10 protein-coding genes and 1 pseudogene are annotated in these 11520 nt (G+C 39.6%); 8 read left to right on the forward strand and 3 right to left on the reverse strand.

Annotated elements, in window-relative coordinates; all coding sequences use genetic code 11:
• The first annotated feature begins 172 nt into the window (after window positions 1–172).
• From ACFSGI_RS04495 to ACFSGI_RS04530, 8 genes are all read left to right on the forward strand, one after another.
• Window positions 173–433 (forward strand): IreB family regulatory phosphoprotein, encoded by a 261-nt coding sequence (locus ACFSGI_RS04495; protein ID WP_069329188.1) that lies wholly within the window; start codon window positions 173–175, stop codon window positions 431–433.
• 17 nt (window positions 434–450) lie between these two features.
• Window positions 451–867: a Holliday junction resolvase RuvX gene (gene ruvX / locus ACFSGI_RS04500; RefSeq protein WP_204822992.1), complete on the forward strand. Its 417-nt coding sequence runs from the start codon at window positions 451–453 to the stop codon at window positions 865–867.
• Between the two features lie 11 nt (window positions 868–878).
• Window positions 879–1175 (forward strand): DUF1292 domain-containing protein, encoded by a 297-nt coding sequence (locus ACFSGI_RS04505; protein WP_204822993.1) that lies wholly within the window; start codon window positions 879–881, stop codon window positions 1173–1175.
• Between the two features lie 4 nt (window positions 1176–1179).
• On the forward strand, window positions 1180–1488 hold the full coding sequence (locus ACFSGI_RS04510) for a DUF1292 domain-containing protein (RefSeq protein ID WP_204822994.1): 309 nt from the start codon (window positions 1180–1182) through the stop codon (window positions 1486–1488).
• Between the two features lie 90 nt (window positions 1489–1578).
• Window positions 1579–2628: an endolytic transglycosylase MltG gene (gene mltG / locus ACFSGI_RS04515; protein WP_379282547.1), complete on the forward strand. Its 1050-nt coding sequence runs from the start codon at window positions 1579–1581 to the stop codon at window positions 2626–2628.
• A 24-nt stretch (window positions 2629–2652) separates the two neighbouring features.
• Window positions 2653–3585 carry a peptidase U32 family protein gene (locus tag ACFSGI_RS04520; RefSeq protein ID WP_204822995.1) on the forward strand — a complete coding sequence of 311 codons (933 nt, stop codon included), beginning with the start codon at window positions 2653–2655 and terminating at the stop codon, window positions 3583–3585.
• Window positions 3586–3624: 39 nt separating this feature from the next.
• Entirely contained in the window at window positions 3625–4995 is a 1371-nt protein-coding gene (locus tag ACFSGI_RS04525) for a peptidase U32 family protein (RefSeq protein WP_204822996.1), read from the forward strand.
• Window positions 4996–5287: 292 nt separating this feature from the next.
• Window positions 5288–7846 (forward strand): methyl-accepting chemotaxis protein, encoded by a 2559-nt coding sequence (locus ACFSGI_RS04530; protein ID WP_204822997.1) that lies wholly within the window; start codon window positions 5288–5290, stop codon window positions 7844–7846.
• A gap of 177 nt (window positions 7847–8023) precedes the next feature.
• Here ACFSGI_RS04530 and ACFSGI_RS04535 read toward each other — a convergent pair whose 3' ends face one another.
• The 3 genes and pseudogenes from ACFSGI_RS04535 to ACFSGI_RS04545 form a co-directional block, all read right to left on the reverse strand.
• Window positions 8024–9148 carry an AI-2E family transporter gene (locus ACFSGI_RS04535; protein ID WP_204822998.1) on the reverse strand — a complete coding sequence of 375 codons (1125 nt, stop codon included), beginning with the start codon at window positions 9146–9148 and terminating at the stop codon, window positions 8024–8026.
• A 148-nt stretch (window positions 9149–9296) separates the two neighbouring features.
• Window positions 9297–10967 (reverse strand): dihydroxy-acid dehydratase, encoded by a 1671-nt coding sequence (ilvD, locus tag ACFSGI_RS04540; protein ID WP_204824905.1) that lies wholly within the window; start codon window positions 10965–10967, stop codon window positions 9297–9299.
• A 297-nt stretch (window positions 10968–11264) separates the two neighbouring features.
• Window positions 11265–11504: pseudogene (locus tag ACFSGI_RS04545) on the reverse strand (KGG domain-containing protein); the annotation flags it as partial.
• Window positions 11505–11520: the final 16 nt, after the last annotated feature.

Consider the following 11520-nt stretch of genomic DNA (forward strand, 5'->3'; position numbering starts at 1 on the left):
AGGTTCAAAAAGGTGCAACAATTTTGTAACTTTTTGAATAGTTTTAACGTAAATATTCCTTGTATATCCCTTGTTGTGTTATGATGAAAAAGAATCAGCATGAATAGCAAGGGATTCCATTTTGAGGAAGTGTACAAGTATACACTTTTTCCAAAAAGCGAGGTGTCAGCGAGTGGACTCCATGGATAAAACAGTTAAATTTAATGTGAAGGGTGACGAGCACGAAACCTCTTCTCAGGAAATACTTCTCACTGTATATGATGCACTGGTTGAGAAGGAATACAACCCGATCAATCAAATGGTTGGATATTTAATCTCAGGGGACCCCGCTTACATTCCCCGGCATAAAAATGCTAGAAGTTTGATCGGCAAAAAAGAGCGGGATGAATTAATAGAAGAACTGGTCCGATCCTACCTGGCCAGTCATCGGTAGAGACGGAGCGTAAAGAAATGAGAATATTAGGGTTAGATTATGGGGATCGAAAAATTGGCGTTGCAATTAGTGACGCTTTTGGCTGGACCGCTCAAGGGGTAGAAGTCATTGATCGCAAGCGTACCAAAGATGTTGATGCGCGTATTGTCGAGCTTATCCGTGAGCTCGAAGTGACTGAGATCGTGGTTGGATTACCCAAGAATATGAACGGAAGCGTCGGTCCCCGTGGTCAACTAAGTATGGAATTCGCTGAAAGTCTCAAAGAATCTGTGCAGCTACCTGTTCACCTATGGGATGAAAGGCTTACAACTGTCTCAGCCGAGCGTACGCTAATTGAAGCAGACGTAAGTCGCAAGAAACGCAAGCAAGTGGTTGATAAAATGGCTGCAAGCTTGATTTTACAAAATTACTTGGATGCCAAAAGTAAAAGGTGAGGGTGGTAAATATGGCTAAAGATCAAAATTTGCTTGAGGAAGAACCAGAAATTATTTATATTCCTGATGATGAAGGTAATGAGGAAGAGTTTGAAGTCATCATGAAATTCGAGGTTGATGGTTCGGACGCCAAATATATGATGGTCGTGCCTATGGAATCCACAGAGGACGATACCGACGAAGTATATGCGTTTCGATACGAAGAAGAAGGCGAAGATCTCAAACTTTTCATTATCGAAAATGAAGAGGAATGGCAGATCGTTGAAGAAACATTCAATACTCTAGTTGCTGAATTGGATGGTGAATAAACCTATGACTGATCTTTCTGCGAGTAACGTCAAGTTTACGTCAAGATTGCTGGAAGCTTATGGTCTGTTGATTGAACTAACGGATGAACAGAACGAAGTGACTGTTTATCGTATTGTCAGTGAATTTCAGATAGACACAGGGACTTATGCAGTCTTGCAAAAAGATAATGGTATTCCTGAAGACGAAGTCGAGATTTTAAAAATTATCGATGCTGCGGATGGACAACCAGAACTTGTGACTATTGATGATGATGATGAATGGGAAGATGTAGCCGAGCTATATGACGAACTGACATTACCGTTTGAAGATTAATCACGGATGCAGTACAATATGCACAATTATCTTCCAAAAAGAGCGGGATCTTTCCGCTCTTTTTGGCTGTAAAAGGAGCTGTTATATTCATTGCGCAGACGAGGTAGGGCAGGGATATTGATTATATTGGTTGTTCTGATTGTGATTGCAGCAGGTATTGGTTATGGATGGAATGCGATGCAACCTACAGCCGCATCAGATCAAGTAGTACCATATACGTTAAAGCAAGGCACAAGTACAGCCACAGTAGCTGATGAATTAGCTCAAAATGGATTAATCAAAAATGCGCTCGCTTTTAAAGTTTATTTAAAAATGAAAAGCGAAGGTAGTGAATTTAAAGCAGGCGATTACGAATTTACTCCTGGTTTGACGTATGATCAGATTATTACAAAGCTGGATAATGCAGAAGTGGTTGTGCCCAAAACGATGAAATTCACAATTCCTGAAGGATATACGGTAACTCAAATTGCCGATAAATTAAGTGAAGCTGGATATGTAGATCGTGATGCTTTTATGAAATTGGTAGATGATCCTTCCTCTTTAAAACTTGCTCAAGAACTTAAAGTGCCTACAGGTGATGGTATTTTGCATCCACTGGAAGGTTATTTGTTCCCGGCAACGTATGATCTACCGATCGAAAGCACAGAATCCGATATTATCGCCAATATGTTGTTAGCTACTCGCACCAAGCTACGCTCGATAGATAATCTGGATGCTCAATTGAAAGAACGTAATCTGACAGTTCATCAGTTGTTGACAGAAGCTTCTCTAGTAGAGCGTGAAGTTGTTGTTCCAGAAGAAAGAGCGCAAGTGGCAGGTGTAATCGATAATCGTCTCAAGCAAAAGATGAAGCTTCAAATTGATGCAACTGTGCAATATGCCCTAGGCAAACAAAAAGAGCGACTGTTATACTCAGATCTTAAAATAGATAGTCCTTACAACACGTACTTACACGAAGGCTTACCACCAGGCCCAATCGCTAATCCAGGTCTGGATGCGATCAAAGCAGCACTGGCACCTGAAGCTTCAGAATATCTATATTATGTTACCAAGAAAGACGGTACAGGCGGACACTTATTCGCTAAAACGTATCAAGAACATCTCAAAAATATCGAAACAAGCAAGAGTACAGCCAAATAAGGCTGTGTGGGAGGCGGCTTCAAGATGAATAAAAAACCTGAACTGTTAGTTACAGCATCTTCACTCGAAGAATTGTATCGTTTAGCAGAAGCGGGAGCCGATGCTTTTTTAATCGGTGAAGAACGTTACGGAATGCGTTTGTCCGGGGAGTTCAAAGTAGAAGATATTGCACAAGCAGTAGATTATGCTCATGAACATGGCAAGCGAATTTATGTAGCAGTTAATAATTTAATGACAAATGATGTATTAGAAGATTTACCGGATTATATGAAGCAGATAGCAAAGTTACAAGTAGACGGGATCGAATTTGGTGATCCAGCAATCGTTGCGCTAGCTCGTGAGTATGCGCCTGAGATTGCTTTACACTGGAATGCAGAGATGACTTCTACCAATGCGACTACAGCGAATTACTGGGGGCGTAAAGGCGCTACACGCGCTGTGCTAGCACGCGAGCTTAATATGGATGAAATTACAGGCATGATCGATACATTAGAAGTTGAAGCTCAAGTGCAGGTACATGGAATGACCAATATTTATCATTCCAAAAGACGTCTAGTAGGAAGTTATATGCAACATCAAGGTCGACCGGTGGATGGTGATGATTTGGGTCTACAACGTGGACTCTTTTTGATCGAAGCTGAACGGCGTGATGAGAAATTCCCGATCTATGAAGATAATAATGGAACACATATTATGAGTTCAGAAGATGTATGTATTCTGGAAGATTTGCATTTGTTGATGGAAGCTGGCGTTCACAGTTTTAAAATCGAAGGTATTCTCAAATCTATAGCGTATAACGAAACAGCGGTCCGCATGTTCCGTCAAGCGATTGATCTGTATGCTCAAGATCCAGAACAGTATGAATTTGATGAATCATGGATGGATGAGATTCGCCGTATACAAGATCCTGAACGTGAATTGTCATTTGGATTCTTTTATAAAGAACAAGTATTTTGATAGGTGTAGAATGGAATGATTGAAAAAGGGGGGCTTTCCATGTCAACAACGGAAAAACCAAAGTATTATGGTAAACGTCATCGTCTTGCCAAACCTGAATTATTAGCACCGGCTGGTAATTTAGAAAAACTGAAATTTGCTATTCATTATGGTGCAGATGCGGTCTATATTGGCGGACAAAAATACGGTCTTCGTTCAAATGCAGATAACTTCAGCTTTGAAGAAATGCGCGAAGGGGTCGAATTTGCGAATCGTTATGGTGCTAAAGTATTTGTAGCTACGAATATCTATGCTCATGATGAAGATATAGCAGGTCTGGAAGAATATTTGTGCAAATTAGAAGAAGTGGGTATCTCTGCTGTGATTGTAGCCGATCCTGCTATTATTGAAACTGCTCTACGTTGTGCACCGGGTCTGGAAGTGCATTTGAGCACACAGCAATCGACATTGAACTGGCAAGCCGTCAAATTCTGGAAAGAAGAAGGATTGCCACGAGTAGTATTGGGACGGGAAACAAGCTTTGCTGAAATCGCTGAGATCAAAAAACATGTTGATGTTGAAATCGAAGCGTTTATTCATGGCGCGATGTGTTCTTCTTTTTCCGGTCGCTGTGTATTATCGAACCATTTTACAGATCGTGATTCTAATCGTGGAGGATGTTGTCAATCTTGCCGCTGGAAATATGATCTTTTTGAAGATACACGTTCAGAACAAGAATGGGTGTCTGAAGAGGATGCAGCAGATCAACAGATGTTACAACAGTTCAGCTTGGGAGTGAATCAGAAGCCACTTTATGAAGAACAAGATTCTGCTTTCTCTATGGGTTCAAAAGATTTGTGCATGTTAGAAGATATTCCTAATCTAATCGAAGTCGGTGTCGATAGCTTCAAAATCGAAGGTCGGATGAAATCGATCCACTACGTCGCAACTGTAGTTAATGCTTATCGTCAAGCGATCGATTCGTATATGGCTGATCCAGATAACTATGTATTAAAGCCAGAATGGCTTGAAGATATTAACAAAGCGGCTAATCGTCCGCTTAACACTGGATTTTTCTATGATACTCCTGATCATGAAGATCATATTTATGAAGCAGAAGAAAAAGCAGTTCCTTATGATTTTGCAGGATTAGTATTGGATTATGATGAAGCTACAGGGATCGCTACTGTACAACAACGTAACCATTTCAAACCAGGACAAGAAATTGAATTTTTTGGCCCGAATCAAATGTTTTTCAAACAAATTGTTGGTCAATTGTGGGATGAAGAAGGCAATGAATTAGATGCTGCTCGTCACCCTTTACAAAAAGTGAAAATGAAAGTCGATCATCCTGTTCGTTATTTTGATATGATGCGTAAAAATAACACCAAACAAGCCAAGCAAGCAGTAAAAGCAGCAGTAACAGTCTAATTACAATTGATTATTCTGTATAATATGATGGAATGTATAATTAGAATTATAGTGATGGTTAAGGAATATCATCTATATTTAAATGAGATCAATTAGATGATTTACAATTATATTATGTAATAAGGTCTATTATACGTCATAGTATAATAGACCTTATTTTTTTGCGAAAAGGGGTTCAAATCTCCTGGTTTATAACCGATAATGGAATCAAGAGCATTTTCGATGCTTATTTTTTGTTTCGTTTATAAGGTGAAACAGGGATAAACTATTCGAATTACATAAAAAAACCTGTATGCACACGAAATCTAAAACGGCGGTGAAGATTATGGGGTTATTGCAGAAAAAGCGCAAAACAAATGGCAAAATAACACTTCCAGACACCAAGAAGCTTGAGAAAGAACAAAAAAAGCAATTGAAACGTGAACGTACAGGTGTATCAAAAAAGGCAAAAGAAACAGCTCAGAAAAAATGGTTTACACAAGAAAAGAAAACGGATACAGCCAATTCTTCTTTTCCCTCTCCTCCAGTCAAAAAGGCGCGTACGTTTCCCAAGTGGGCGCACATTCCTAAAAGTCCTATCTTTTCCACCAAAAGTGAAAATCGATCCAATGATCCATCTTCGCCTACTCCGCGCTGGCGTGGCTTACATCCTGCTAAATCGGTAGGTATTAAATTATTTCTTATCTTTTTTATCGCGATTATGTTGCTTGTTGTATCATTAGGAACATTCTCGTATTTAACAGCAAAAAGTATTATTAAAGAAAATGCAGCACTCGGTAATGAGCAAACGATTATTCAAACAGGTGAAAAATTAGATGTGATTTTGGGGCAACTGGTGAATTCATCGACTCAAATCTTTTTTGATCCGAATATGCAAGAAGAATTACTCAATTTATCTAAACCAGGTATAGACGATTTTGATAAATTCCAAGCGGTTAACGCAATCACAAGCAATCTACAAAATCAGTTAAATTCACTGGATGCGATCGATTCGATCTATATTGTACCTATGAATAAAGATGTGAATGTAGTTGGAGCAGGTGTACAAATTCCAGCAGCAGACGATGTGCGTAATACAGCATGGTACAAAGAATTATCAAGTGGCAATGGTGTGATGCAATGGGTTCCTACGATGAACATGCAAGGCACTGTCAAAAACTTTTTATTTGCACGAGCTGTGCGTACTACTAACTCTTCCGATTCTTTTGTATTCGTGATTAGTGCTAACAGTAAGTTGATTGAAGATCAGATTGCTAATGTTAATATGGGCACTGGTGGTCGTGTTGATCTTATTGGCGGTGCTACAAATACTGTCATTGCATCAACGAATAGTGCAGACATTGCCCAACCATCAAATTATAGCTTTTTACCTCAATTAACAGAGAAAAGCGGTCGAGTTGAAAATAGTGATGGTCAATCGCCTATCCTTATCGCTTATAGTACACTTCAAAATTCAGATTGGAAATTGGTCGGAACAGTACCTATTAATGAACTGGTATCGAGTGCGAAGCCTATTTTGAATATGACATTGATTTTTGCAGTGATCGATGCGGTATTTGCTATATTAATCGGTATGTTTATTATTCGTATTATTGCGAAGCCACTACAAAATCTACAGCAATTAATGCGTAAAGGTGCACAAGGTAAATTGAATGTTCGGACGAAGCATAAGTCCGAAGATGAGATTGGACAGTTAGGTGCTGCTTTTAATGAAATGATGGAAAATATTACGAACCTTGTCAAACAGACCAATCAGTCTGCTCAAGAAGTACTGGGTACAGCAACAATCCTTAGTAATGCGTCTAAGCAGACAGCTACATCAGCGAAAGAAATAGCAGTAGCGACAGAAGAGATAGCCAATGGTGCAGGTAGTCTTGCATTAGAAGCAGAACGTGGTACAGAACTTGCTGATGGTATTATGGGTCAAATGAACAAAGTCATCAGTGCAAACAACGAAATGGGTGCTTCTGCTCATGATGTAGAACAAGCGAGTGAGACAGGTGTACAGCATATGGAGCAATTGCTAACCCGCACCCAAACGACAGAAGATATGATTCGTTCGCTTGGCGCTCGTATCGACTCGTTACAGCAAAGTACGTCATCTGTACAACAAGTACTTGAGGTGATGCAGAATATTACGAAACAAACTAATATCTTATCCCTTAATGCAACGATAGAAGCCGCTCGTGCCGGAGCAGCAGGTAAAGGATTTATGGTGGTTGCTGATGAAGTACGCAAACTAGCAGAACAATCACGTGAATCAATTCTTATGGTTGGTAAAATTACCACCAATATTCAGCAAGAAATGGAAGAAACGATCAAAGTTCTTCATGATGCTTATCCATTATTTAAGCAACAAACGGAAGCGGTTAAAGATACGACTACGATTTTTGAATCGGTACAAGGTCAGATGTCTGCTTTTGTTACGAAACTAAACTCTGTCACAGCTTCGATCAATGATCTGAGTCAAGTGCAAAATACGATGTCTGAAGCGATGAGTAATGTTAGTGCAGTAGCAGAGCAGTCTTCTGCCACTTCACAAGAGGTAGCTTCACTGAGTAATGAACAACACAATGTCAGCGGTCAGCTCGTTCAACTCTCTGGTCAATTGGAAAATGTATCGCTTGATCTCAAAGAAACGATTTCTCGTTTTACAGTAGATGAAGAGACGGCTCCATCTTCCGAAGCTTCTCTAGATCCTGCTGAGCATGATACAGAAGAACATGCTACAGAAGAACATGCTACATCAGCAGAAGAATCATACTCAGCTACACCGGATGATATTCATCAACAACCAGAGGAACATGATTTACCACTAGATACCGATACTGAGTCAGACAAAAAAATGTAATATAGATAAACAGACTTATATTGTTATACATTGTGTCTATAGTGTTGTAATCGTATCTCTGTAACTATAGATAAAAAAAGCCGAAAGACCCTAGTAACTAAAGGTCTTTCGGCTTTTTGATATCCAAACAATACGCTTTATAATCAGTCATATCAATAGATCTTGTTAAATCAACATCTATTGTACAGGCGAAGGAGGATCATCATTCGTAATCGGTTCAAATTCTTCTTGTGGAAGTCTAATCCAGCGTTGTAAATATCCTTGTAACCACAATTCTTTTAATAAAATAATTAAAATAGGTGATAACACCAATCCAACAACTCCGAAAATCGATAGTGAAATAATCATCGCAGACAACATCAAGTAAGCAGAAGAGATACCAATCGAATTGCCTGTAATTTTGGGCTCAAGCAATTGACGGGTTAACATCACAACTACCAGCACAACAATTAACCCGATCGCAAGCCCTGTCTCCCCAACTACAAACAGATAAACAATCCAGGGAATAAAAATCACTGGAATACCCAATAGTGGCAAAATATCAAATGCGGCACTGAGTAAAGAGATCGAAAAAGCATTATTCACTCCCAAAATAAGCAATCCTATGTACACCAGTACAAAAGTGATCATCACCATTATCAATTGCGCTTTGAGATAAGCACCAATCGCATAGAAAACATGTTCTTTCAAAAAGAAATAAGCTTTTTTGAGCGTATTGGGTGTTCGTTCGGTAGCGACACGTCTCCAAAGATTAATTTCAGCGCTCAAAAAGAAAGCTAAAATAATACCGACCGCAAAGTTAGCAATAAAGGTAGAAAATGAACTAAGCCAGCCTAAAACATAATTAAAAGCCGCTTTGCCCCAGATGGCTAGATTTCCGGTAAAGATAGCAAAATATTCATTGATGCGCTGTGTGACATTGTCCGGTAATGTATTTAATTCTTGGTGCATAAGTGTAGTCAGCCTTGTGAAATGCCCTTGAACAATTCTAGCGTATTCAGGCAAATTATCTGCAATCTGAGCAGACTGCGAAATAAAGATTAATCCTGCTCCAAACAATGCGCCAAGTAGAAATAACACAAATGTCAGTACAGCTATCGCTGAACAGACCATTTTCGGTAATCCACGACGATTTAAAAACATAGCAAAAGGTTCGATTAAAGCAAAAATAATAAACGATAAAAAGATAGGCGCTGCAATATGGTACAGCTTGCTTGCAAGCAATAACACTAGATATACCGTCAAAATTACAATACCGATATCAAAAGCAGTACGCCAATATTTTTTGTATAAAGGAAGCATAAGCAGGCTAAATCTCCTTTTTTAACAGAGTATACAAGCATTTTATAAGTGGACTTCATCTACGTCAACAGAAAAAGGAACTGCCCCTGAGGACAGTTCCTTGTGAGTGATACATGATCTTTAATCTACTCAGAGAAGATAGAGAAGACTATATTTTCATAACTCCGCCCATACTTGCATTCGTTACAAGTTTGGAATAACGAGCTAGATATCCTGTTTTTACTTTAGGTTCAAATTCAACCCAACCTTTACGACGTTCCGCAAATTCTTCTTCACTGATATGAAGCTCAATTTTGCGTTCGTTCAGATCCAGTTCAATAATATCTCCATCATTAACGAAAGCGATAGGCCCGCCTTCAGCAGCTTCTGGAGAAATATGACCGATACTGATACCACGAGAAGCTCCTGAGAAGCGTCCGTCTGTGATTAGACCGACTTTGGCACCAAGACCCATACCTACGATTTGAGAAGTAGGAGCAAGCATCTCTGGCATACCAGGGCCACCTTTAGGGCCTTCATAACGGATAACAACAACATGACCTTCTTTGACATGACCGTTAGCAATACCGTACAACGCATCATCTTGTGAATCAAAGCAAATAGCAGGCCCTTTATGGTATCCACCAACAGAAGCATCAACCGCTCCAACTTTGATAATAGCACCTTGAGGAGCTAGATTACCGAACAATACAGCTAGACCGCCGCGCTCAGAGTGTGGATTATCTATTTTGTGGATAACTTCTGTATTTTGAATTTCTTGACCTTCTACATTTTCACGAATCGTTTTACCTGTAACGGTAATACAATCCGGGTGTAGAGCGCCTGGCTTTTTAAGCAATTCATTCAATACCGCACTTACGCCACCTGCCAAATGCACATCTTCGATATGCCAGTCAGAAGCTGGAGCCAATTTAGCCAAGTGAGGTACGCGGTTAGCGACTTCATTGATACGTTCGATTGGATAATCGATACCTGCTTCTTGAGCAAGAGCCAACGTATGAAGAACTGTATTTGTAGAACCACCCATCGCCATATCAAGCGCAAAAGCATTATCTAATGCTTCTTTGGTTACGATATCACGAGGTTTCAAGTCTAATTTGATTAATTCCATCAATTGTGTTGCTGATTTACGAACAAAATCACGACGATCTTCAGAAACGGCAAGAATCGTTCCGTTACCTGGCAAAGCAATACCCATTGCTTCTGCTAGACAGTTCATCGAGTTCGCTGTGAACATTCCTGAACAAGATCCACAAGTAGGACAACCAAATTGTTCTAATTCAAGCAGACTTGCATCATCAATTTTACCAGCTTGGTAAGCACCTACACCTTCAAATACAGATGTTAGGGAAATCGAGCGACCATTTTTGTCTTTACCAGCTTTCATCGGTCCACCGCTAACAAACATCGTAGGGATGTTTACGCGAAGAGCACCCATCATCATACCTGGTGTAATTTTGTCACAGTTTGGAATACAAACCATACCATCAAACCAGTGAGCGGCAACAACAGTTTCAAGCGAATCTGCAATAATTTCACGACTTGGTAACGAGTAACGCATACCAATGTGTCCCATTGCGATACCATCATCTACGCCGATTGTGTTAAATTCAAACGGAACCCCGCCTGCTTCACGAATCGCTTCTTTAACGATTTTACCAAACTCTTGCAAATGTACATGACCGGGTACGATATCAATATAAGAGTTACATACCGCGATAAACGGTTTACCAAAATCTTCTTCTTTAACGCCAGCGGCACGAAGTAAGCTACGGTGTGGTGCACGATCGAACCCTTTTTTGATCATATCGGAACGCATTTTTTTGCCCTTGTTGACTACCATGGTGTCGATTTCCCCCCAAATATATAATAGTAAGCTTTTAAGCTTTAGCGCGTTGTAACGCCAAAGGAAAAAGCTAAAAAAGTCTTGCATAATGTAGTATAGACATACGAATTACGCGGAAGTTTTCTATAGAGTCTACCATATGTGTTAGCTTTTTTCTAGCGAATATATATTAAATCTGTAGTAAAACAAAATAAAAAACAAAAGAAATTATAAAAAAAGCAGACATTCCACCATTAATGGAAATGTCTGCTTTTTATGGTATTAACGACTGCCGCCTTTTTTACCTATTTCTCTATAAAAATCTTTGTCGTGAGATTCGGAAGTAGCTTCTCCACCTTTTTTACCAATTTCTTGATAAAATTCTTTGTCATGAGACTCAGAGGTAGCTTCGCCGCCTTTTTTGCCAATCTGTTGATAAAATTGCTTATTATGTTTTTTGGAGGTTGCCTGGCCACCCATACGACCTGCTTCTTCACGGCTCATTTTGCCGTTGTTGTTATTCTGTGCCATCACCAAATCACTCCTT

Origin of the sequence: Paenibacillus nicotianae (genome assembly GCF_042681745.1) — a bacterium.
GTDB lineage: Bacteria > Bacillota > Bacilli > Paenibacillales > Paenibacillaceae > Saccharibacillus > Saccharibacillus nicotianae.

What these genes read in the sequence shown, in the direction of transcription:
- ACFSGI_RS04510 (WP_204822994.1), top strand. Translation starts at nt 1,180, where the DNA reads ATGACTGATCTTTCTGCGAGTAACGTCAAGTTTACGTCAAGATTGCTG.
- ACFSGI_RS04530 (WP_204822997.1), top strand. Translation starts at nt 5,288, where the DNA reads ATGCACACGAAATCTAAAACGGCGGTGAAGATTATGGGGTTATTGCAG.
- ruvX (WP_204822992.1), top strand. Translation starts at nt 451, where the DNA reads ATGAGAATATTAGGGTTAGATTATGGGGATCGAAAAATTGGCGTTGCA.
- ACFSGI_RS04525 (WP_204822996.1), top strand. Translation starts at nt 3,625, where the DNA reads ATGTCAACAACGGAAAAACCAAAGTATTATGGTAAACGTCATCGTCTT.
- ACFSGI_RS04535 (WP_204822998.1), bottom strand. Translation starts at nt 9,148, where the DNA reads ATGCTTCCTTTATACAAAAAATATTGGCGTACTGCTTTTGATATCGGT.
- ilvD (WP_204824905.1), bottom strand. Translation starts at nt 10,967, where the DNA reads ATGCGTTCCGATATGATCAAAAAAGGGTTCGATCGTGCACCACACCGT.
- ACFSGI_RS04505 (WP_204822993.1), top strand. Translation starts at nt 879, where the DNA reads ATGGCTAAAGATCAAAATTTGCTTGAGGAAGAACCAGAAATTATTTAT.
- ACFSGI_RS04520 (WP_204822995.1), top strand. Translation starts at nt 2,653, where the DNA reads ATGAATAAAAAACCTGAACTGTTAGTTACAGCATCTTCACTCGAAGAA.